The sequence below is a fragment of the Ensifer adhaerens genome, from assembly GCF_013283195.1.
Classification (GTDB): Bacteria; Pseudomonadota; Alphaproteobacteria; order Rhizobiales; family Rhizobiaceae; genus Ensifer; species Ensifer adhaerens_G.
In genome coordinates, this window is record NZ_JABEKT010000001.1 from 2,588,100 (window position 1) to 2,609,497 (window position 21,398).

The following is a 21,398-nucleotide window of genomic DNA, read 5'->3' on the forward strand; positions in this document are numbered from 1 at the left end:
GAATTCTCTGACATGAGCGGGTTATTTGCCGGCTTCTATTCGATCCTAGCCTGGATCGGCTCCATCGTGGATCCATTTTGCGGCCCAGTCGGCGTTTTTCGCTGGTTTGCATCCGGTACGCTTCTCGCCTGCGGCGACGCAGGCTGGGGCGACGAGATCGCCTACGGCTTCGTTGTCACCGCAAGCCTTGCCATCGCAACCTTGCCGGTCGGTCTTTTGATCGGCTTCTTCGTCGCACTCGGCAAGCAGTCGGAAGAGCGCACCGTTCGCCTCGCATCGAACATCTACACCACCATATTCCGCGGCTTGCCGGAGCTCTTGACGCTGTTCATCGTCTATTACGGTCTGCAGATTCTGGTGCAGCAACTCCTGGCATCGTTCGGTTACGAAGGTCCCGTCGAGATCAACGCCTTCTTTGCCGGCATGATCGCGCTGGGCGTGGTCTTCTCCGCCTATTGCTCCGAGGTTCTGCTGTCGGCTTTCAAGGCGATCCCGCATGGCCAGTACGAGGCCGGTGCTGCGCTCGGCCTGCATCGTGGCCGCACCATGCGGCTGATCATCCTGCCGCAACTCGTGCGCATCGCCCTGCCAGGCCTCGGCAATCTCTGGATGGCGCTGCTGAAAGACACGGCGCTCGTCTCGGTCGTCGGCCTGCCCGATATTCTGCGCCAGACCGGTATCGCCGCCCGCGTCACCAAGCAGGCCTTCGAGTTCTTCGGCATGGCCTGCGTCCTCTTCCTCCTTCTGGCCATGGTTTCGTCAATCGTATTCTCGAACCTTGAACGCTGGACCAAGCGTGCGGAGATGGGCCGATGAGCTTCGTCGAGACGATGATCCCGCCGCAGGCTCCGCCACCGGCGCCGCCCAAAGCCTATACGCTTGCACGCTTTGTCGGCAGCGTGACGCTCGGCATCTGGCTGGCCCTCGGCGTCGGCATATTCCTGACCGTCGTCAACGGCTGGGACCCGGCGAAGTTCGCCAAATACGGTCCGAGCTTCCTGTCGGGCCTTGGCGTCACCCTGATGCTGGTCGCCTGCTCGGTCGTGCTCGGCGCCATCCTTTCGCTGCCGATCGCGCTCGGTCGCATGTCGAAGAACAAGATCTGGTCCTGGCTTGCCTACGCCTACGTCTACTTCTTCCGCGGCACGCCGCTGATCGCCCAGTTGTTCCTGATCTATTACGGGCTCGGCAGTTTCCGCCCGCAACTCGAATCGGTCGGCCTATGGTGGTTCTTCCGTGAAGCCTGGAACTGCGCGCTCTTCACCTTCACGCTGAACACCGCAGCCTATCAGGCGGAAATCCTGCGCGGCTCGATCGAGAGTGTGCCGCGCGGCCAGCGCGAGGGTGCTGCCGCCCTCGGTCTGCCGGAGCGCGTCGCCTTCTACAAGATCATCCTGCCGCAGGCGATGATCGTGGCGTTGCGCCCCTATGGCAACGAGATCATCCTGATGATCAAGGGCTCGGCCATCGTCGCGATCGTCACCGTCTTCGATCTGATGGGTGAAACGCGCCGCGCCTTTTCGCGCACCTTCGACTACCAGATGTATGTCTGGGCGGCGATCCTCTATCTCCTGATGGTGGAACTGCTGCGCAATGTCTGGGCCTGGCTGGAAAACCGCCTGACGCGGCATCTGAAACGCTAGACTGTCGTTTCGACAAGACCAAGTTGAGACAAAAGGCTTGGCAGCACTCTTCATCGAGCGCTGCCAAGCCTTTGTTATTACGCCTAAAGTTTCAGGCTGAAGCAAATATTAGAACTTGATTAATAAATCAAGCGTTTCATCATAAAGACCAACCTTTGCGAGAAGTGAGGTTCATATGACGAACGAAATGGAACTGCAGTTGAAGGGCTACGGCATGACCACGGCCCAGATCCTCTACCGCATGCCGGATCATCCGACATTTCTGCAGACCTTTATCTGGCAGCACTACGACATCGCTCCGGATTTCCCGGAGATGCGCGGCTTCCTGAAGTTCTGGCAGGAAAAGCTGGATGGTCCACTGCATTCGGTCCGCTACGTGCATCGCAAGCTGATATCGGCCACCGAATGGCGGGCGCTCAAGGGCGAGTTCATTCTCAACTGAACCCGCCAAAGAATGCCTAATTCCTCAAGTCGGATTCGATTTGGGGGAAATGGTCCGGCGAAGTTGAAGCCTTACGCCGTCCCCGGGTATCGTCGTCGAGGCGCAGTGCTGTTGAAGAAGACGCGAGCAGATCTGGCGCATGATACCGACGTCGATCCGAGTGTTCTGGCCGGTCCTGTAAGCACCGCGGTCGGTCGCCAGGAACGCGACCGGTTCGACCATCTCTTCCGACGTGCCGTGGCGCTTCATTGGAACGCGATTACGCCGTTCTTCCGTCTCCGGCAGCCTGTCGATGCCGGGCAGTCATAAGCAGCAACCGCAAGCGACAAACTCTGAAGAAGGATACACATCCTTTGCGGACGGGCCGCATCAGACGTGCACCTCGCCGTGGGCAAGCTCGCCCTCGCCTCGCTCCTTGTGCAGCGAACCGTAGAGCACGACGGCATAGAACAGCACCACCGCCAGTATGACCGGCCAGCCCGGCAGCGGGCCGAGCGCGGCATTCTGCGTCACATCGGCCCAGGAGCGCACATGCCCGAACGGCTCACCATTGGACGACAGCTTCGGCGACGAGATCTTCAGCGCCCAGGCGAGCAGCAGGATCAGATACATCCAGCAATAATTGCGCTGCAGCCGCCGGCATACCGCCTCGCGATAGCTCATCAGGAAGGCCGGCTTGCGCAGGCTCTTGGCGATTGCCGCCGCCCAGTTGAGGTTCGGCGCCCCGTCCGGTGCCAGGATCTGGGCGAAATACCCGCGCTCAAGCTGACGCACCCGGGCGCGGTAGACATCGAAGAAGCGGTAGCGCCGCGCCTCGATCAGGAGCAGCAGCGTGATCAGCAGCATGGCAAACAACAGCACGCCGTGATGCGAGGATGGCGTCGACAGTGAGACGGACAGGAGGGCGGCGACCACAGTGATCGCCCAGTTGGACGTGCGGTCGATGCGATCCCGCCAGCCGGCCATCCGCCCCATCTCGCCGCGATAATAGTGCACGACGGCATTGATCTGCTCTTGCGACGTCTGGGGCAGCGGCGGGCCTTTCAGCTCCTTCATTTCCGTGCCAACAAGCAGCGGACTGAGTTCGGCAGCCATCGGCATTTCCTCCGTCTTTTCTTGTTGTTGCGATCATGAACCCTTTCCGCGCCGGGATAAATCCCACGCTCGCCGCTTGCCTTCTTTTTTCGTTTTTCGGCACCCTGCCGACGCCTGATCTCGTCTGACCGCAACGGCAGCACATTGCCAAAGACGGCCTTCGGACGTAAGAAGCGCCCATGACCCAGAACACCACGAAAATCGACGAGGAAGCGTTGGCGGAAGCCTACAACCGCGCCCTCTCCCTGGAAAAATCCGGCAACTTCGATGCTGCGGCCGATGCCTATGCCGAAGTGCTGGCGCTCGATCCCGAGGATCACGGCGGCGCTTCCGTGCGTCTTGCCTCGATGGGGCGCGGCGAGACGCCGGTGAAGGCGCCGGACGCCTATGTCGCCACTCTCTTCGATCAGCACGCTGACTTCTTCGACAACGTGCTCGTCGAGCAGCTTGGCTACTGCGTGCCGCTTCTGGTGCGCCAGCGCCTGCAGGCACTCGAACTCGGCCCCTTCAACCGCGTTCTCGATCTTGGCTGCGGCACGGGCCTGACCGGCGGCGCGCTGCGCGACATGGCCGAAGACATCACCGGCATCGACCTCTCGGAAAACATGGTCGAGCTCGCACACGAGAAGGATCTCTACGAGACCCTCTACGTGGCGGAAGCCGTCGACTTTCTCGACGACAATGACGACGAGCCCTTTGACCTGATCGTCGCAACCGACGTGCTGCCCTATATGGGCGCGCTCGAGGCGCTGTTCTTCGGCGCCGTCGACAATCTCGTGCCAGGCGGCCTGTTCATCTTTTCGAGCGAGACCCTGCCGGCCGAAACCTTTGCCGGCCGCCCCTTCATGGTCGGCCCGCACCAGCGCTTCGCCCATGCCGAGACTTATCTGCGCGAACGGCTGACGGCGACCGGCTTCGAAGTGATCGAGGTCGGCGACATTACCGTGCGCATGGAAGAGGGTGAGCCGATCGCCGGCCACCTCGTGATCGCCCGCTTCAAGCCATAAGCGACACGACAAGATCAACGACGGAATGGGATCCACCCGTTCCGTCGCCCCTTTCCCGCATTCGCGCCATCAGCTAAACCTCACCCAAAGCAATTGGGAGTGTTCAGGAAATGGCAAAGGTCGCATTCATCGGTCTCGGCGTCATGGGTTATCCCATGGCCGGCCACCTCAAGGTTCGTGGCGGACACGAACTGACGGTCTATAACCGCACCTTCGCCAAGGCCGAAAAGTGGGCTGCCGAATTTGGTGGTCGCGCCGTCAGGACGCCGGCGGAAGCCGCCGATGGTGCCGATTTCGTCTTCGCCTGCGTTGGCAATGACGATGACCTGCGCTCGGTCACCACGGGCAAGGACGGCGCCTTCGAAACGTTGAAGGCCGACGCCATCTTCATCGACAACACCACTGCCTCGGCCGAAGTCGCCCGCGAACTTTATGAGGCAGCCACGAAGCGGGGCGCCCATTTCATCGATGCGCCCGTGTCGGGTGGCCAGGCCGGCGCTGAAAACGGCGTGCTGACGGTGATGTGCGGCGGCGACGAGCCCGCCTTCGAGCGTGCCAGGCCGGTGATCGATGCCTTTGCCCGCATGGTCGGCCTGATGGGCCCGGCCGGTTCCGGCCAGATTACCAAGATGATCAACCAGATCTGCATTGCCGGCCTCGTCCAGGGGCTCGCCGAAGGCATCCATTTCGGCAAGAAGGCCGGCCTCGACATCGAGAAGGTCGTCGACGTCATCTCCAAGGGGGCTGCCGGATCCTGGCAGATGGAAAACCGCCACAAGACGATGAATGCCGGCAAGTATGATTTCGGCTTTGCTGTCGACTGGATGCGCAAGGATCTCGACATCGTCTTGACGGAAGCCCGCCGCAACGGCGCCAAGCTGCCGGTGACCGCCCTCGTCGACCAGTTCTATGGCGACGTCCAGGAAATAGGTGGAAACCGCTGGGATACGTCCTCGCTGCTGGCACGACTGGAAAAATGACGCTCTCGCCGACCTCGAGTGCCGAAGACATCATCACGCACCTGCGGGCACAGCGCTCGCAGGAAAATCTTGCCGGCATGGCGCGGTTCGGCATCGTCACCGATACGGCGCTTGGACTCTCTAATGTCGAGCTGCACCGGGTCGCGCGGCAGGTGAAGATCGACCATGCCCGGGCGCTCCAACTCTGGCAGTCCGGCATCCGCGAGGCCCGCATCCTCGCCGCCTTCACCGCCGCCCCGAAAATGCTGACGCTCGACCAGGCAAGGCGCTGGGTTGAGGATTGCAATTCCTGGGAGATCGTCGACACCGTCGCCGACCTCTTCGTCACCGCGCGCTTCGAGCAGGTGCTGATCCCGGAATTTGCGGCGGATGGTCGGGAATTCGTTCGCCGCATGGCCTTTGCCATGATCGCGACGGCAGCCGTGCATCTGAAGAAGGAGCCGGACGCCAGCCTGCTTGCCTTGCTGCCGCTGATCGAGCAATACGCCGAGGACGAACGCAACTTCGTCAAGAAGGCAGTCAACTGGGCGCTGCGCCAGATCGGCAAGCGCAGTGCCGCCTGTCATGGCCCGGCGCTGGCCCTCGCCGGGAAGCTTGCCGGCGGCAACGACCGCACGGCAAGATGGATCGGCAAGGATGCGTTCAGGGAACTGAGCAGCGACAAGATCAGGGCGAGGCTCGGCATCCACGATGGTTTCGCTGAAGACACAGAACGCTGAAGCGGCGCGTTGACGAATCACGATGGCAACGCCATCCTTTTTTAAAGGCGTGGCCTGCGCCCAACCTCCGAGGACCTTCCCCAGCAGGGTCTTAAACGGAGGCAAAGGGACTTCTGTCCCGGGTTACTCGTCTTGGTCCGACCGTCTCGGGCGTGTTGCTGGGGAACTGACGCCTGCGACGTGAAAGGCCCGACAATGACCAAAAATGCAAACTTCAAACGCCGAGTCCGTGCGCGCGCCGCCAGAACGGGCGAATCCTATACATCGGCACTCAGGCATATCCGGCAGATAGAAGCCGACCATCCGACCATCGGGTCCGTTCGGCTTGCCGTGGCGCAGACTTCGCTTTTCAACGATCCTCGCGATGCTTCCGGCCTCCGGGCCAGCGGTACTGAAATGCGCCGCCTGATGCGAGACGCACGCGCTGCCGGAGCACGGCTTATTCACTTTCCGGAGGGCGCAACGTGTTCGCCCAACAAGCGGATCATGTCAGAAACCGGCCCCGGAGAAATTGGCCTGTCCGATTGGACCTGGTTCGAGTGGACGGTTCTGCGCGACGAGTTGGACGCAACCAGCCGCCTTGCCCGCGAGCTCGGGCTGTGGACGGTATTCGGGTCGGTCCATCGACTGAGCGCGCCGCACCGGCCGCACAACAGCCTCTACGTCGTCTCCGATCGCGGGGAACTCGTGACGCGCTACGATGAGCGCATGCTGTCGAACACGAAAGTCTCCTACATGTACACGCCGGGCAATGCACCGGTGACATTCGAGATCGATGGCATTCGTTTCGGCTGTGCCCTTGGTATGGAAACGCACTATCCGGAAATCTTCACCGAGTACGAAGGACTGGATGTCGATTGCGTCCTGTTCTCGACAACGGGCGAGACACCGTCTGCCGCGCCGGCTTTCGCCGCTGAGGCACTCGGGCATGCTGCAAGCAACACCTATTGGGTCAGCTATAGTGCCCACGCGCCGCAAAGCGTCGCCTTTCCCTCGGGAATTGCGGCACCCGATGGCCGCTGGACCGCGCAATGCCCGCCCGACGGAGCGGCCGCCATTGCAATTGCCGACATCGAAATCGATCCAATGCAGCGTGCACGACTGTGGCGGCGAACGGCACGCGGCGATCTTTATGCACCGCATCGGGTGCTCGACGACCCGAGAAGCGACGGTCGCAACACGTTCTGAGAAAGTCGCGGCGGGCGGCGGCGACCGCCACCCGGCTGTCAGCTTCAATCCTCGCTGGATTTCGCCTGGTCGATCATCATGTAGTCGAGCGGAAGCTCGGTCGTGTACTTAATCTGCTCCATGGCAAAAGCAGAGGAGACGTCGCGGATCTCGATCTTGGCGATCAGACGCTTGTAGAAGGCGTCATAGGCGGCGATATCGGGAACGACGACGCGCAGGAGGTAATCGACGTCACCGCTCATGCGGTAGAACTCGACCACTTCGGGGAATTCACCGACCACTTCCGAGAAGCGGCGCAGCCATTCGATCGAGTGCGTATTGGTGCGGATGGAGACGAACACCGTCACCTTGGTGTTGATCTTGACCGGATCAAGCAGCGCCACGCGGCGGCGGATGACGCCGTCCTCTTCCATCTTCTGGATGCGCCGCCAGCAAGGCGTGGTCGACAGGCCAACCTTCTTGGCGAGGTCGGCAACAGCCAACGTGGAATCCTCCTGCAACAGGCGCAGGATTTTGCGGTCTAGGCGATCCATGAGTGTCCCTCTCGAATTATTTTTCTTTCTATAGCGCGAAATCGGCAAAGATAAAGAATAATTTTTCAGGAAATCAACAGGGTGATCCGCTCGCGCAAAAACGGCAGGACATCCGCCTCAAACCATGGATTGCGCTTCAGCCAGCCGGTATTGCGCCAGCTGGGATGCGGCAGCGGCAGGATCGCCGGCACGGCGTTGCGCATCGCGTATCGGCGCCAGTCGGCAACGGTCTCGGTCATCGATTTCGGACAATCCGGCCCGATATGCCAGCGCTGCGCATAGTGGCCGATCGCCAGCACCAGTTCTACCTGGGGCATTGCTTCCATCACCCGCGAACGCCAGAAGGGGGCGCATTCGCGGCGAGGCGGCAGGTCGCTGCCATGGGCGTCGTAGCCGGGAAAGCAGAAGCCCATCGGCGCGATCGCCAGCTTGTCTCTGTTGTAGAACGTCTCGCGGTCGACGGCGAGCCACTGCCGCAGCCGGTCGCCGGAAGCGTCATTGAACGGCAATCCGCTTTCATGAACCCTGAGACCAGGCGCCTGCCCGGCCAGCAGCACCCGCGCGGATCTTGAGATGACGGCCACCGGTCGCGGTTCGTGCGGCAGGCGGTCTTCCGGCCCGCGAGCCGGTTGATCGCGACAGATGCGACAGGCAGCGATCGCGGCGCGGAGCGGTCCGAGATCGTCCTGCTCCTCATGCATCGCCAATCCTCGCAAACAGTGCCGAGAGCTGCTCGAACAGCCAAAGCCGGATCGTGTCCAGCCAGCCATCGACCACATGCGGCGTCTCGTCCGCATGGCCGTTGGCCCGACGCCAGGCTTGCGGCCGGGTGAAATCGCCGGCCCAAAGCCCAACATTCTGTTCTTCCGCCGAAGCTTCCTCTTTCTGATAGCGGCCATAGCTGACGGCATAACCGGTTGCCACCATCTGCCGTCCGATGTCTCTTCCATTCGTTTCGCACGTACCGAGGTCGCGACCATATTTGTCGCGTCCGTGCAGGCGACAGACCGTCGTGCCACTCGACACCATCGTGCGCAGTCGCTGGCGGGCGTCAGCCCCACAGTCCCATTCCGCGCCTTGGCGGTTGCAGGTCTGGCCGATCTCGGGAGCATCGATGCCTTCGAGGCGTATGCGCCGCCCGTCGAGACGCAGGCTGTCGCCATCGCTTGCGCTCGCCACTCCCGAGAGCTCGCCTGTGACGGCGCGCTCCGGCGGTGGCAGCTTCGAGGCGAAGTAAGCGCCGACGCAGAGCAGCAGAAAGAAGATCCAGCCACCGATGGTTCCCATCCGGCCGGCAGGAGCGCCACCCTCAGCGCCCCTTCTGCCGCCCGTGAAGCGATATCTGGATCTGCCCGATCTCAATTTGCGGCACCCTTTGGTTTTGCAACGCCCGATCGATCCGGCAAATCACGATCGCGCCACAATGGTTGTCGAATCCTTCATGTCAGGCAGCAACTTCTTAAGGATTGCTCACTAGACTGCAACCAGCTGTAACCTTTGCATATATGAGCATGAGTATCGCCGTCAGCACATCGACAGATAAGATTATTGTCGACAAGTCGCGAAGCCATCGAAACAAGGCTGTTTCGAAGACGGTACGCGCGACGCGCGAACGGCTGCAAACCGGTTCGTCCGCGCCTTCCGGCTTCGAACGCGAAATGCTCAATCTCTATATCGGCTCGGTATTGCATGGCGCCATCGCCATGCCGCTACTGGTGGCTCTCATTACCGCCGTCGGTATTTACCTCTCCGGCAATCTGAGCATCGTCGTCTGGGCCGTCATGACGCTCTCGGCCCACGCCATTACCGTCTTTCTGGCGCGAAAGGCGCGCAAGGACGAAATCGCCGCCGACAAGGTGCCGGTCTGGCGTCGCCGCTTCCTGATCGGCCAGCTGCTGATGGGGCTGTGCTGGGCAACGTTCATGACGCAGGACTGCGCGGCCTGCGGCGACATTCGTTACGGCTTCTTTGAAGGTACGGTATTGCTGATCGCGCTTGCCGCCACCGCCATGGGCACCTTCCTGCTGCGCAACGCCCTGCTTTACACCTTCCTGCCTGTCGTGGCCGCCCTCGCCTTTTCGTCGCTGACGACCGGCGATCCGGTGCATGTCGGCCTGACCGGCGTGATTTCGCTTTCGCTGCTCTTCCTCGTGTTTATGACCGACCGCATGAACCGCGCCAATGTGCATATTCTTTCGATGCAATCGGAGAAGGACGATCTGATCGCCGAGTTGGAAGTGGCGAAATCCATGTCGGATGAAGCCCGCAGGCGCGCCGAGGAAGCCAACCTTGCCAAGTCGCGCTTCCTGGCCTCGATGTCGCACGAGCTGCGGACGCCGCTCAACGCCATTCTCGGCTTCTCCGAAGTCATGTCGACGGAGGTGCTTGGGCCGCTCAACAACCCGACCTACAAGGAATACACCAGCGACATCCATCGCTCGGGCGAACACCTTCTGAACCTGATCAACGAGATCCTCGACCTCTCGCGCATCGAGGCCGGCCGCTATGACCTCAACGAAGAGGCCGTCAGCCTTGTCGATATCGCCGACGATTGCATCGGCATGGTCCAGCTTCGCGCCCGCGCCAAGACGATCGGCATCAACGCGCAGTTCGAACAGGGCATGCCGGCCGTCTGGGTCGACGAAAAGGCCATGCGCCAGGTCATCCTGAACCTCTTGTCGAATGCGGTTAAGTTCACGAGTTCGGGTGGCGAGATCACCGTCAAGGTCGGTTGGACGGCCGGCGGCGGTCAATATCTCTCGATCAAGGACAACGGCCCCGGCATTCCCGAGGAGGAGATCCCGATCGTGCTCTCCGCCTTCGGCCAGGGCTCCATTGCCATCAAGAGCGCCGAACAGGGCACCGGTCTCGGCCTGCCGATCGTCCAGGCAATCCTCGCCAAGCACAATGGCGAGTTCATCCTGCGCTCCAAACTGCGCGAAGGCACGGAAGCCATCGCCATCCTGCCGGCCCGACGCGTGCTTGAAAGCCTGCCGGCAGTCGAGGACGTGCCCGCCCCCGCCCGCCGCCGCAAGAGCTTTGCCTGATCCATGCAGATTGAAACCGAGCGCCTGCGGCTGCGGCCCTGGCAAGAGCGCGATGTCGCACCCTTTTCCGACATCAATGCCGACCCGGAAGTTCGTCGCTACTACTATCCGAGCATCCTCACGCCAGCAGAGACAGCAGATGTCATTGCTGAATGCGATGCTCACCTGCGCCAGCATGGCTTTGCCTTCGTAGCATTGGAGCGCAAGACCGATGCGGCCCTTGTCGGCGGCCTGGGTCTTTCCATCGCCGGCGACGAAATCCCCGGTGGTCCGCATATCGAGATCGGTTGGATCCTCGGACGGCCCTACTGGCGCAACGGCTATGCTCTGGAAGCGGCCGGCGCCTGCCTCAAGCATGCCTGGAGAAGGCTCGGTCTGACTGAAGTTATCGGCTACACGTCACGCATCAACGATCCCTCGCGGGCGTTGATGGAAAAGCTTGGAATGCTTAGCGACCCGGCCGAGGATTTCGACGATGCGACCGTGCCCGTAGGCAACCCGCTGCGGCCGCACGTGCTTTATCGCGCCAGACCGAACGGCTGATATCGCTCAGCCGAAAAAGCCGACGAAGATCACCACGTAGCCGGCATAGACTGCGTTGGCGACGATCAGGCACAGGCAGGCGAACGAGCCGAGATCCTTGGCATTCTTGCCCATCTCGGAAATTTCCGGCGAGACGCGGTCGACGATCTCTTCGATCGCGGTGTTGATCGCCTCGAAGGCCATCATCAACAGGAACAGGATCGCCATGGCGATGTACTGGAAGAAGGTGGCGCCGGCGATGACGAACGCGACCATGGCCACCGCAAAGGCGATCAGCTCGTGCCGGAACGCCGCCTCGCCGATCAGCCGTTTGGCGCCACCAAGCGAATAGCTGGCAGCTGCGAACAGATGGCGGATCCCCGTCTGTTTTTCGACCGGTCCGGTCTGGCCGCGGCGGGGCGTGGTGTTGTTGGCGTCCATTTCATCTCGACTGGCTGTAAAACTGCGCTGCTTCGACATCGTTATTGAGGCGAATGCAAGGCGGTCTCGGTTGCAGTGGTCGCCCGCAGGTGGCTGCGGCGTGCATGTGCGCCTCTGGATAGGCGAGAAGAATGCGGCCAGCAAGGCCCGTTACGGGCAAGAGAGAGGCTGGCGACAGCCAATCGACAGCAAACGGCGGGCCTTTACTCAAACGCCCGCCGTTTCCTGCTCAGTTCTTGTTGCTGACGCCCGCCTGCGCGAACGTCGCCATACCGCTATGGCAGGCCGCAGCCGCCTTGACGATGCCGGCGGCAAGGGCTGCACCCGTGCCCTCACCAAGGCGCATGCCAAGGGCCAGCAGCGGTGTCTTGCCGAGTTTCTCGATCGCCTTCATGTGACCGGGTTCGCCCGAGACGTGGCCGATCAGGCAATGGTCGAGCGCAGTCGGGTTGGCGGCCTTGAGGATCGCGCCGGCAGCCGTCGCCACGTAACCGTCGAGGATGACGGGGACCTGCTGCATCCGCGCCGCAAGGATGGCACCGGCCATGGCCGCGATTTCACGACCGCCAAGGCGGCGCATCAGCTCCAGCGGATCGGACAAATGGCTTTGGTGCAGCGCAACCGCCTTTTCGACGGCGGCGACCTTGCGCTTAAGAACCTCGCCCTCCGAGCCCGTACCCGGGCCGACCCAGTCTTCGGCAGTACCGCCGTAAAGACCGAGATTGATTGCCGCAGCGATCGTCGTGTTGCCGATGCCCATCTCGCCGATGCACAACAGGTCGGTGCCGCCGGCGACGGCTTCCATGCCAAAGGCCATGGTGGCGGCACAGTCACGCTCGGAAAGGGCAGCCTCCTCGGTGATATCGCCGGTGGGATAGTCGAGCGCGAGGTCGAAGACCTTCAGGCCAAGGTCGTGGCTGACGCAGATCTGGTTGATCGCGGCACCACCGGCGGCGAAGTTCTCGACCATCTGTGCCGTGACCGACGACGGAAAGGGTGTGACGCCCTGGCGGGTGACGCCGTGATTGCCAGCGAAGATGGCAACGAGCGGCCGGTTGACCGCCGGCGGCTTGCCGGTCCATGCGGCGAGCCAGAAGGCGATCTCTTCCAGGCGCCCGAGCGCGCCCGGCGGCTTCGTCAGCTGCGCATCGCGATCGCGCGCGGCAACCAGCGCGGCCGAATTGGGGCCCGGCAGGTTGCGCAGCAATTCGCGGAAATCATCAAACGGGAGGCCGCTGGCGCTCATGGAGAAGAATCCTTGCATATCGTGAAGTTCAATCCACGCTCCTCATAGAGGGCGAGGAAATTTGGGGCAACGACATTTGCGCCAATCCGCGTCGCCGGCGCATGATCCGCCGAACGCGCGTCGATTCGGCGCGGCCGGGACTGGAGGGGCCATGACCTATCTTCGCGACTTTTGTGACGATCTAGCACGCTCGGTCGCCTTCCTCAGCCGCATCCATATGCCGCAACGCCATTTCGTCGATTACGACGGTCGGCTGAACCGTGCCGTTCGCGCCTTTCCGCTGGCGGGCCTGCTGATCGCCCTGCCCGCGGCCGCCGTTGCCTCGTTGCTGATCGCGCTGCAGGTCAGCTCCCTCTTCACAGCCTTCCTGGTCGTCGCCGTGCAGGCGCTCGTCACCGGCTGCCTGCACGAGGACGGGCTCAGCGATACCGCCGATGGCTTCGGCGGCGGGCGTGATCGGGAGGGGGCGCTGGTCATCATGAAAGACAGCCGCATCGGCTCCTATGGCGCGGTCGCCCTGATCCTCTCCTTCGGCCTGCGCGTGTCGGCGCTCGCCTCCTTCCTGCCGCTGTTCACGCCGACGGGTGCCGGGATGATGATCCTTGGTGCCGCAGCCCTCAGCCGTGCGGCCATGGTCTGGCACTGGTCGCGCCTGCCGCCGGCCCGCCGCGACGGTGTCGCAGCCTCGGCCGGTGAACCGGATCCGGCAGCCACCTCGTTCGCACTTGGCTCAGGATTTCTCATCGCCATGCTGCTTTTCTATTTTGCCAAGGCCCCAGCGCCGGCGCTCGTCCTGTCGCTTGTCGCCGTCATCGCAACCGTTGCTGTCTTTGGCCGCCTCGCCAACCGCAAGATCGGCGGCCATACCGGCGATACGATCGGCGCCACCCAGCAACTGACCGAAATCGCGGTTCTCAGCGCCCTTGCACTGACGGTTTGAAAAGCCGATATAATCAGTCGAAACAACACCGGCCCGCGCCGCCGCAACCCGGGACCTTCAGTTCAGGACCATGGAAACTCCCTGCATTCTCGTCTGTTCCATCGATGACAAGACCGGTTACTGTTTCGGCTGCGGTCGCACGCGCAACGAGGTCGGCGCCTGGTCGCTTTACACCGACGCCGAGCGCCGGGCGATCATGCTGTCGCTGCCGGCAAGGCTCGAAACGATGGAGCGCAAGCCGCGCCGCGAAACGCGCCGCACGCGCATGGCCAGGGAACGCGGCGACGCATGACACGCCTTCTGATCCTGCTCTCGATCTTGGCGATCGGCCTTTTGTTGCTGATCGTCAACCACGACGCCGGCCGCACCTTTGGCCTTGCGAATGACGATTTCGGCCAGCTCGTCTCGCTCGGTGCAATTGCCACCTTGCTGAGCGCCGGCATCTGGCAGAGCCGTCGCCGCTTTGGTGAAGGCGCCCGGCAGGCGGCAATCTGGCTGCTCATCGTGCTCGCCCTCGTCTCGGCCTATGTCTATCGCTTCGAGCTGCAAGGCTTCGGCAACCGGGTCCTTTCCGGCCTGATACCCGGTCGCGCGACAGTCATCACCGACAGCGAGGGTCGCCAGGAAGTGGTGCTTCAAAAGATGATCAACGGCCATTTCGAGACCAATGCTGCGGTCAACGGCCAGGAGATCAACATGCTGGTCGACACTGGCGCCAGCAGCATCGCGCTGACCTTCGAGGATGCCGAGCGGATTGGTCTCGACCCGGCGAACCTGAGCTACACGATGACGGTCATGACCGCCAACGGTCAGGCGATGGCCGCGCCCGTGCTGCTCTCCGAAGTCGCCATCGGCCCGATTGTGCGCCACGACATCCGCGCGACGGTCGCCGCCGAAGGCAAGCTCGACCAGAGCCTGCTCGGCATGAGCTTCCTGTCGACGCTCGACTTCCTGCAGATGCGCACCGACGAACTTCGACTGCGCGACTGACCGGAATTTGCGGCAGACGCATCTTCGTGCATGTTGGCGATACCGCCGTGCGAATTTCCGCAGATCGTTGCTCAAGGAGTCGCCGCATGGATTTCATGCGCTTGCTGAAGTCGATCGAAGAGCTTCTCTACGAACTTGTGTCGTGGCTGCTGTTCTATCCGCTGACGATGTGGCGCACGCTGCGCCAGCCGCAGGCCATGATGCACTATGCAGACATGGAGCTGACGGACGACGTCTCGGAGCAATACACCGAGACGCTGAGCCCGCCGCTCTTTTTGCTGATCACGCTCATGCTCGCCCACGGCGTCGAGCTCAGCCTGGTCAATCAAACGACGCCCTGGGCACCGCCGCCGCTGCTCGCAAACGATTCCAATCTTCTGATGTTTCGCGCCGTCGCCTTCAGCATTCTGCCCCTGCTGATGGCGGTGAAGCTGCTCCGCCATAAAGGCGCGCGGCTCACCCGTGATACGCTGCGGGCACCCTTCTATAGCCAGTGCTACGTCACCGCCCCATTTGCGCTCGTGCTCAGCGTCGGCATGCTACTCACCCGAACGGAAAGCCACACAGCGCTTGTCGCCGGTCTCGCCTGCGTGCTTGCCGCATTCGTGTGGTACGTGATCGTCGAGACACGCTGGTTCAAGACAGACCTTGGATTATCGACGACAGGCGCCGTCCTGCGCGTCATCTGGACGTTGCTTCAGGCACTGCTCGCCATTCTGCTTGCCGGCGCCGCTATCGTTTATGGCACAGGCAGCCCGCCCGCCTGATATCGCTCGGTCCCGCCGTCAGTTGCGCAGCCGGTAACCGGTGCGGAAGATCCAGGCGAGCACCGACAGGCAGACCGTCAGGAAAACCAGAATGATCACGGCACTGACGACCGGGTTGACATCAGACACTTCAAAGAAGCTCCAGCGGAAGCCGCTGATGAGATAAAGCACCGGGTTGAAGTGGCTGACCGCCTGCCAGAACGGGGGCAGCATGTCGATCGAGTAGAAGCTGCCACCAAGGAACACCAATGGCGGGATCACCAGCATCGGGATCAAGTTCAGCTGCTCGAAGTCCTTGGCCCAGATACCGATAATGAAGCCGAACAGGCTGAACGACACGGCTGTCAGCACGAAGAAGAAGATCATTGCCAGCGGATGGGCGATCGAAAGGTCGACAAACAGCGAAGCTGTCAGAAGAATAATCGTGCCGATCATCAACCCCTTGGTCGCCGCCGCCCCGACATAGCCGAGCACGATCTCGATCATCGACACAGGTGAGGACAGAACCTCGTAGATGGTGCCGGTGAATTTCGGGAAATAGATACCGAAGGAACCGTTGCCGATGCACTGCGTCAGAAGCGTCAGCATGATCAGGCCGGGCGTAATGAAGGCGCCATAGGAGACGCCGTTGATCTCCTGGATGCGCGCGCCGATCGCCGCACCGAAGACGATGAAATAGAGCGACGTGGAAATCACCGGCGACACCACGCTCTGCAGCAGCGTGCGCCGCGTGCGCGCCATCTCGAAGAAGTAGATCGACTTGATCGCTTCGATGTTCATCGTCCGGCTCCCACGATCTCGACGAAAATGTCCTCCAGCGAGCTTTGCCGCGTGGAAATGTCCTTGAGGCGCACGCCCGCCTCGGCGAGCGCCGCCAACAGCGAAGTTATGCCCGTGCGATCGGCGCTGGTGTCATAGTCGTAGATCAGACAATGGCCATCGCCCTCGAGCGTCAGGTTGTAGGCGGAGAGCGTGTCCGGCACGGCGTCCAACGGATGCGACAGGTCCACCCTGAGCTGCTTGCGCCCGAGCTTCGACATCAACGCCGTCTTGTCCTCAACCAGCAGGATTTCGCCGCCATTGATGACGCCGATGCGGTCGGCGATCTCTTCCGCCTCTTCAATGTAATGCGTCGTCAGGATGATCGTGACGCCCGAGGCGCGCAGGCGTTCGACGACTTCCCACATGCTCTTGCGCAGGCTGACGTCGACGCCGGCCGTCGGCTCGTCGAGGAAGAGCACGCGTGGTTCGTGCGACAGCGCCTTGGCGATCAGCACGCGCCGCTTCATGCCGCCGGAGAGCTCGCGCAGCATGTTGTCCTTCTTGTCCCACAGGGACAGATCCTTCAGCACCTTTTCGATATGGGCCGGGTTTGGTTTCTTGCCATGCAGCCCGCGCGAAAACGTGACGGTGTTCCAGACCGTTTCGAATGCGTCCGTGGTCAGTTCCTGCGGCACAAGGCCGATCATCGACCGGGTCTCGCGAAAGTCGCGCACGACGTCATGGCCGTTGACCAGCACGGTGCCACCGCTCGGATTGACGATGCCGCAGATGATCGAGATCAGCGTGGTCTTGCCGGCCCCGTTCGGTCCGAGCAAGGCGAGGATTTCCCCCTGCTCGATATCGAGGCTGACGCCTTTCAGCGCCTTGAAACCCGAAGCATAGGTTTTCGACAGATTGGAAACTGAAACGATAGGCGCCATGAAGCTGATCCGGATGCGGGGGGCGAAGTCGGCAGGTCACGCCTATATGGGACGATTCACCGCAATTTGCAGCCTACCGGATGGAAAAAACAAGGTGACGAAGCGTCAACGCTCCGACAACCGGCCGCCGTCTGCCCGCAGGGCAAGCGCGCCCTCGCCTTGCCGACGCGCACCGATGCGCGGCAGCCGGTCGTGCAGCGCCATGCCGGCGAGCATGGCGACGACGAAGAGCATCGTCGCCGGCAACCCGAGCGAAAGCGACGCGACCGCCGGACCGGGGCAAAGACCGACCAGGCCCCAACCAACTCCAAAAATCGCCGAACCGACGATGAGGCGGCGGTCGATCACACGGTTCTGTGGCAGGTGAAAGGCATCATCCAGCAACGGCCGCTGCATGCGTCGCGTCACGAGAACCCCGAGCGCCGACACGACGACCGCGCCGCCCAGCACGAAAGCAAGGCTCGGGTTCCAGTCACGCGTGACGTCGAGAAAGCCGCGAACCCGAGCCGGATCCAGCATGCCGGAAAGCGACAGACCAATGCCGAAGATGACGCCGGACACAAGCGTTGCGCCCAACCGCAGGAAGGCACTGCCGCTCATGGGAAGAAACCTTGGAGATAGACCGTGGCGATGGCCGCGATCATGAACGTGGCAACCGCCGCGACAGACCGGCGGGAAAGCCGGGCTAGACCGACGACACCGTGACCGCTGGTACAGCCCGAGCCCATGCGTGAGCCGAAGCCGACAAGCAGTCCGGCAATCATCAGCAGTGGCCAGGAGGATGTGACGGTGACCGTAGGCCAGGCGCCAGCGAAAAGACGGTAGATTACCGGCCCCGAGATCAGGCCAACAACGAAAACAAACCCGGTTGCGGCCTGCACACCCTGCAACAGCCTTCCGACAATTCCGCTGATGCCGGCCACGCGACCGTTGGCCACCATCAGGATCGCCGCCGAGAGCCCGATCAGCAGGCCTCCGGCAAGCGCATTCCAGTATTCATTCATTTTTTCGCGCCTTCGCGACAGAAGATCTGACAGAGCGTGCCTACAAGCCGCCCGACCTTATCATGGCTGAGGCGATAGAAAACCTGCTTGGCCTGCCGTCGCGTCGAAACGACGCCGGCATCGCGCAAGACGGTCAATTGCTGCGAAAGCGTCGGCTGGCGGATCCCTAGCAATTCCTCCAGTGCCGCCACGGAATGTTCTCCTTCGAGAAGCGTGGTGACGATCAGCAGCCTGTTGCGGTTGGCAAGCGTGCGCAGGATCAGTGACACTTCGGTGGCGTGTGCCGTCATGTCGGCACGCACCCCTGGAAATCGCATAACAGTACCCATGCTTTCCTCCTGTCGTGCCTAGGAGTGAGTGGAGACCCAAAAGAAGCGCCCGGAACAAACCGGGACTCAATCCATGATTGTTATACGAATTAATATATTATGGTATTACTTATTCATATGTCAGACGAAACACAAACGCGTTACCACCGCGCGCCGACGCACTTCAACGCGAACACAAAAAATCATATAGCAAAAACAGTTCGCTACAACCGTGCGTCGCTGAAGAGATACCCGCTTGAGTTGGTGTGCGCACGGAAAGAAACCATAAGGTCAGGCTAAAATCCGTGACGCGAAAACGCTTTACCCGTACAGGCTGTAGAGAAATCGTGCCGCAATCAAAATCATGAAGATGCCGAATCCGGTCTCGAGTTGACGCCGGTTCATGGCGTGAGCGGCGCGCACGCCAAGTGGCGCCACCAGCAATGTGATCGGGATGATCAATGCGACAGCGATCCAGTTGATGAAGCCGGTTGAAAGCGGCGGCAGCCCCGGCAGGCCCCACCCGGCCCAGACGTAGCCAAAAAGTCCCGGGATCGAAATCAGCACCCCGACGCCGGCCGAGGTCGCGACCGCCTGATGGATCGGGCGCCCATAGAGCGTCATGAAGGTGTTGTTGAGCACACCACCGCCGATGCCCATCAGGCCAGAGAGGATGCCGATCGCGACGCCGACCAACCATTTTACCGGATTGCGCGGCAGGTCGGAGCCAAGCCGCCAGCTTGCGCGGTTGAACAGCATGCGAAAGGCGACGGCAAGTGCGATCACCGCAAAGATCAGCCGAAGCGTTCCGCTGCTGACGGACGCTGCGATGACCGACGCCAGGATGGCGCCAAGCGGCACGGCGACGGTCCAGTTTCGCAACAGCGCCATGTCGACGACGCCCCGCTTGTAGTGCGACAGGAAGGATCGCACAGAGGTCGGCACGATAATGGCGAGAGACGTTCCGACCGAAAGATGCATGCGAACGGCGTCATCGATACCAAGCAATCCAAACACCTGGTAGAAAACGGGAACGAGGATCGCCCCGCCGCCAATGCCGAAAAGACCGGCAAGCAGCCCGGCGACCACACCTGCGGCGGCCAGCGCCAGGGCAAACATCATCAGTTCCGAAACCGGCGGCACGGCTGCTCCGATCGTGACAGTGGGAATCCGGCGAAGAAACACGATACGGCCGCCGGCACGGCAGTTCTGTCACGAAACGGTGATGCTTTTCAATCAGTTTGGCGTGGCACGCGGCGCGCTCGCCACGTGATTTGCACGCATCGCTTTGGTTCCGGGGATTCTTCTCCGGACGTCGGCCGGCTCCCCCGCCGGCCTCTTTTTTTGCCGGCTCACGACCTGACTGCATAATCCCTTAAATCGGAATCGATTTGGGGAGAAATTATGCAGTAAATTTATAGTGTTACAGCGTCCTTAGCGCGCCATATTCGGCGCGCGGCGCTGTAGCGGCGCAAGCGCTCCTCAATCGCAGTGACGGTAACCGGTCTTGCGGGTCCTCAGATCGAAATGGAAATGATCCTTATGAAAGGGATCGCTGCCCGGGCCGAGAACCGTGTTGAAGTATTTGCAGCTGTCGGTGCGCACCGCCTTCAACAGACCCTTTTCGCGAAAGGCAAAGAATCCCTTCTTGCGCACGTCGATTTCCTTGCCGTTCTTCAAGACAAACTTGCCGACGTCGATGGCGTTGCCATGCGCATGTTCGGACATCGGGTTGCCGCGGCGCGAGTTCATCGTGCGGCAGGAATAACCGCCGAGCGGCTTGATGGTCTTGACGCCGGACCAGTAGCGGTAGCGCGACGATGGCGCCAGTTCGTACTTCACCCACTTGGCGAAGGCTTCAGTCACTTCGCAGTTGAGCTTGACCGCAGGCTTGACGTCGATGCCTCCGGAGAGACCGCTGAGTTGGATCGGATAGTCGATGCCACAGGATGGACCGTTGCTGATACGCGGGATATCGCGAAACTCAACCCCGAGCTTGCGCAAGCGCTGGCGGCAGGCAATTTCCGAGCGCGGCATCTGGCCGTTAAACTGCGATTCCGGCTCCGATAGCGGATTGCGTGCCCGCGGCAGCATCGCCACCTCCTGCGGTTCCTGGGCGCGCTGCATTGCCTGCTGGCGCTCGAAGGCGCGACGACGCTGTGCCTCTTCGGCGGAAATTTGCTCCGGCGTCAAAGGCGGCAGATCCGGGTCGCCGCCAAGGCTCGCCTGCGCCTCGTTCAGCGTCTGTGGCGGGCTGCCGAGCTGGCGGACATTGTCCTCGCCGATGCCGCCGACCACAGGCTGGCTGGCGTTGCCCTCGGCGATCTCGTTGTTCTGCTCCTCCGCCAGCCCGACCACGGGCTGAACGCCAAGCATCGCATCCATGTTGACGCCTTCGGAAGGAATGGCGGTCGAGCCGGTATTGGCCGGCTGGGCACCGGAGAGCGCCGCCTCTTCGCTATCGATCATCGGCAAGGCACGCCGGGTCGGCTGATGGGTCGCCGCAGGCACGGTTCTGCCGTTGCCGTTGCTGAACGTCGAAACCGGGTCCCCTGAAGGATAGGCCGCAACCTCCTGTTCCGGTACGGCATCGACCGGAACGGGGCTGATCGCGCCGACGCGTTCGCCGCTATCGATCCGCGCAGACGGCGTCAGCGCATCGGTCGTGCAGGCGACAAGCGAGATCGACAGCACGAACGCCGTCAACGGACGATGGAGAGTGGGAACATACGCCATACCGATTTGCCGCCTTCATCCAGAACGATATCAACGACATCGCCGCACACAATCGACGTCAAAACGGTGCAGGCTACCTGTGTCGCA

At 61.9% G+C, this 21,398-nt stretch carries 27 protein-coding genes; 13 read left to right on the top strand and 14 right to left on the bottom strand.

The window, feature by feature from the left end:
- Positions 1–12: 12 nt before the first annotated feature.
- From LPJGGPFB_RS12255 to LPJGGPFB_RS12265, 3 genes are all read left to right on the top strand, one after another.
- Positions 13–816 (top strand): ABC transporter permease, encoded by an 804-nt coding sequence (locus LPJGGPFB_RS12255; RefSeq protein ID WP_173420156.1) that lies wholly within the window; start codon positions 13–15, stop codon positions 814–816.
- Entirely contained in the window at positions 813–1,643 is an 831-nt protein-coding gene (locus LPJGGPFB_RS12260; RefSeq protein ID WP_173420157.1) for an ABC transporter permease, read from the top strand. The genes LPJGGPFB_RS12255 and LPJGGPFB_RS12260 overlap by 4 nt, the downstream gene beginning before the upstream one ends.
- A 175-nt stretch (positions 1,644–1,818) precedes the next feature.
- Positions 1,819–2,085 carry an usg protein gene (locus LPJGGPFB_RS12265; RefSeq protein WP_077503719.1) on the top strand — a complete coding sequence of 89 codons (267 nt, stop codon included), beginning with the start codon at positions 1,819–1,821 and terminating at the stop codon, positions 2,083–2,085.
- 24 nt (positions 2,086–2,109) lie between these two features.
- Here LPJGGPFB_RS12265 and LPJGGPFB_RS33710 read toward each other — a convergent pair whose 3' ends face one another.
- Positions 2,110–2,334, bottom strand: a complete 225-nt coding sequence (locus LPJGGPFB_RS33710) for a hypothetical protein (RefSeq protein ID WP_173420158.1) — start codon at positions 2,332–2,334, stop codon at positions 2,110–2,112.
- Between the two features lie 120 nt (positions 2,335–2,454).
- Entirely contained in the window at positions 2,455–3,180 is a 726-nt protein-coding gene (locus tag LPJGGPFB_RS12275) for a DUF2270 domain-containing protein (RefSeq protein ID WP_173420159.1), read from the bottom strand.
- 179 nt (positions 3,181–3,359) lie between these two features.
- Between LPJGGPFB_RS12275 and LPJGGPFB_RS12280 the strand changes: the two genes are divergently transcribed.
- The 4 genes from LPJGGPFB_RS12280 (at position 3,360) to LPJGGPFB_RS12295 (ending at position 7,074) form a co-directional block, all read left to right on the top strand.
- The gene (locus tag LPJGGPFB_RS12280; RefSeq protein ID WP_173420160.1) at positions 3,360–4,187 is read left to right on the top strand and encodes a class I SAM-dependent methyltransferase; all 828 of its coding nucleotides are present in this window, start codon (positions 3,360–3,362) and stop codon (positions 4,185–4,187) included.
- Between the two features lie 110 nt (positions 4,188–4,297).
- Positions 4,298–5,167 carry an NAD(P)-dependent oxidoreductase gene (locus LPJGGPFB_RS12285; protein WP_173420161.1) on the top strand — a complete coding sequence of 290 codons (870 nt, stop codon included), beginning with the start codon at positions 4,298–4,300 and terminating at the stop codon, positions 5,165–5,167.
- Complete coding sequence (locus LPJGGPFB_RS12290; protein WP_173420162.1) at positions 5,164–5,886, top strand: DNA alkylation repair protein; 723 nt, start codon at positions 5,164–5,166, stop codon at positions 5,884–5,886. Before LPJGGPFB_RS12285 ends, LPJGGPFB_RS12290 begins: the two co-directional genes overlap by 4 nt.
- 195 nt (positions 5,887–6,081) lie before the next feature.
- Positions 6,082–7,074: a carbon-nitrogen hydrolase family protein gene (locus LPJGGPFB_RS12295; protein WP_173420163.1), complete on the top strand. Its 993-nt coding sequence runs from the start codon at positions 6,082–6,084 to the stop codon at positions 7,072–7,074.
- 44 nt (positions 7,075–7,118) lie between these two features.
- On the opposite strand, the gene LPJGGPFB_RS12300 is transcribed toward LPJGGPFB_RS12295, so the two are convergent.
- The 3 genes from LPJGGPFB_RS12300 to LPJGGPFB_RS12310 all read right to left on the bottom strand — a co-directional run bounded on the left by LPJGGPFB_RS12300 (position 7,119) and on the right by LPJGGPFB_RS12310 (position 8,894).
- Complete coding sequence (locus tag LPJGGPFB_RS12300) at positions 7,119–7,607, bottom strand: Lrp/AsnC family transcriptional regulator (protein ID WP_025427268.1); 489 nt, start codon at positions 7,605–7,607, stop codon at positions 7,119–7,121.
- A gap of 65 nt (positions 7,608–7,672) precedes the next feature.
- A complete protein-coding gene (locus tag LPJGGPFB_RS12305) occupies positions 7,673–8,308 on the bottom strand; it encodes a uracil-DNA glycosylase family protein (RefSeq protein ID WP_173420164.1) in 636 nt (211 codons plus the stop codon).
- Positions 8,301–8,894 (bottom strand): thermonuclease family protein, encoded by a 594-nt coding sequence (locus tag LPJGGPFB_RS12310; RefSeq protein ID WP_173420165.1) that lies wholly within the window; start codon positions 8,892–8,894, stop codon positions 8,301–8,303. Before LPJGGPFB_RS12310 ends, LPJGGPFB_RS12305 begins: the two co-directional genes overlap by 8 nt.
- A gap of 224 nt (positions 8,895–9,118) precedes the next feature.
- Here LPJGGPFB_RS12310 and LPJGGPFB_RS12315 point away from each other — a divergent pair, with 224 nt between their 5' ends.
- Both LPJGGPFB_RS12315 and LPJGGPFB_RS12320 read left to right on the top strand, forming a co-directional pair.
- Entirely contained in the window at positions 9,119–10,654 is a 1,536-nt protein-coding gene (locus tag LPJGGPFB_RS12315; protein ID WP_173420166.1) for a sensor histidine kinase, read from the top strand.
- 3 nt (positions 10,655–10,657) lie between these two features.
- On the top strand, positions 10,658–11,197 hold the full coding sequence (locus tag LPJGGPFB_RS12320) for a GNAT family N-acetyltransferase (protein WP_173420167.1): 540 nt from the start codon (positions 10,658–10,660) through the stop codon (positions 11,195–11,197).
- Between the two features lie 6 nt (positions 11,198–11,203).
- Here LPJGGPFB_RS12320 and LPJGGPFB_RS12325 read toward each other — a convergent pair whose 3' ends face one another.
- Positions 11,204–11,617, bottom strand: a complete 414-nt coding sequence (locus LPJGGPFB_RS12325; protein WP_173420168.1) for a diacylglycerol kinase — start codon at positions 11,615–11,617, stop codon at positions 11,204–11,206.
- A gap of 229 nt (positions 11,618–11,846) precedes the next feature.
- A complete protein-coding gene (gene cobT / locus LPJGGPFB_RS12330; RefSeq protein ID WP_173420169.1) occupies positions 11,847–12,863 on the bottom strand; it encodes a nicotinate-nucleotide--dimethylbenzimidazole phosphoribosyltransferase in 1,017 nt (338 codons plus the stop codon).
- A gap of 151 nt (positions 12,864–13,014) precedes the next feature.
- On the opposite strand from cobT, the gene LPJGGPFB_RS12335 reads away from it, so the two are divergent.
- From LPJGGPFB_RS12335 to LPJGGPFB_RS12350, 4 genes are all read left to right on the top strand, one after another.
- Complete coding sequence (locus LPJGGPFB_RS12335; protein ID WP_173420170.1) at positions 13,015–13,803, top strand: adenosylcobinamide-GDP ribazoletransferase; 789 nt, start codon at positions 13,015–13,017, stop codon at positions 13,801–13,803.
- 70 nt (positions 13,804–13,873) lie between these two features.
- A complete protein-coding gene (locus LPJGGPFB_RS12340) occupies positions 13,874–14,095 on the top strand; it encodes a DUF1289 domain-containing protein (RefSeq protein WP_173420171.1) in 222 nt (73 codons plus the stop codon).
- Positions 14,092–14,793 (top strand): TIGR02281 family clan AA aspartic protease, encoded by a 702-nt coding sequence (locus LPJGGPFB_RS12345; protein WP_173420172.1) that lies wholly within the window; start codon positions 14,092–14,094, stop codon positions 14,791–14,793. The genes LPJGGPFB_RS12340 and LPJGGPFB_RS12345 overlap by 4 nt, the downstream gene beginning before the upstream one ends.
- An 86-nt stretch (positions 14,794–14,879) precedes the next feature.
- Positions 14,880–15,560 carry a permease gene (locus tag LPJGGPFB_RS12350; protein WP_173420173.1) on the top strand — a complete coding sequence of 227 codons (681 nt, stop codon included), beginning with the start codon at positions 14,880–14,882 and terminating at the stop codon, positions 15,558–15,560.
- Between the two features lie 18 nt (positions 15,561–15,578).
- Here the strand turns inward: LPJGGPFB_RS12350 and LPJGGPFB_RS12355 are convergent, their stop codons facing one another.
- The 7 genes from LPJGGPFB_RS12355 to LPJGGPFB_RS12385 form a co-directional block, all read right to left on the bottom strand.
- Positions 15,579–16,340, bottom strand: coding sequence for an ABC transporter permease (locus LPJGGPFB_RS12355; RefSeq protein ID WP_173420174.1), 762 nt, complete (start codon positions 16,338–16,340; stop codon positions 15,579–15,581).
- Entirely contained in the window at positions 16,337–17,263 is a 927-nt protein-coding gene (locus tag LPJGGPFB_RS12360; RefSeq protein WP_173420175.1) for an ABC transporter ATP-binding protein, read from the bottom strand. The genes LPJGGPFB_RS12355 and LPJGGPFB_RS12360 overlap by 4 nt, the downstream gene beginning before the upstream one ends.
- 105 nt (positions 17,264–17,368) lie before the next feature.
- Positions 17,369–17,863 carry a YeeE/YedE family protein gene (locus LPJGGPFB_RS12365; protein WP_173420176.1) on the bottom strand — a complete coding sequence of 165 codons (495 nt, stop codon included), beginning with the start codon at positions 17,861–17,863 and terminating at the stop codon, positions 17,369–17,371.
- Positions 17,860–18,267: a YeeE/YedE family protein gene (locus LPJGGPFB_RS12370; protein ID WP_173420177.1), complete on the bottom strand. Its 408-nt coding sequence runs from the start codon at positions 18,265–18,267 to the stop codon at positions 17,860–17,862. The genes LPJGGPFB_RS12365 and LPJGGPFB_RS12370 overlap by 4 nt, the downstream gene beginning before the upstream one ends.
- On the bottom strand, positions 18,264–18,596 hold the full coding sequence (locus LPJGGPFB_RS12375) for an ArsR/SmtB family transcription factor (RefSeq protein ID WP_077503740.1): 333 nt from the start codon (positions 18,594–18,596) through the stop codon (positions 18,264–18,266). Before LPJGGPFB_RS12375 ends, LPJGGPFB_RS12370 begins: the two co-directional genes overlap by 4 nt.
- Before the next feature lie 300 nt (positions 18,597–18,896).
- Positions 18,897–19,718, bottom strand: a complete 822-nt coding sequence (locus LPJGGPFB_RS12380) for a sulfite exporter TauE/SafE family protein (RefSeq protein ID WP_173421026.1) — start codon at positions 19,716–19,718, stop codon at positions 18,897–18,899.
- A gap of 339 nt (positions 19,719–20,057) precedes the next feature.
- Complete coding sequence (locus LPJGGPFB_RS12385) at positions 20,058–21,311, bottom strand: extensin-like domain-containing protein (protein WP_173420178.1); 1,254 nt, start codon at positions 21,309–21,311, stop codon at positions 20,058–20,060.
- Positions 21,312–21,398: the final 87 nt, after the last annotated feature.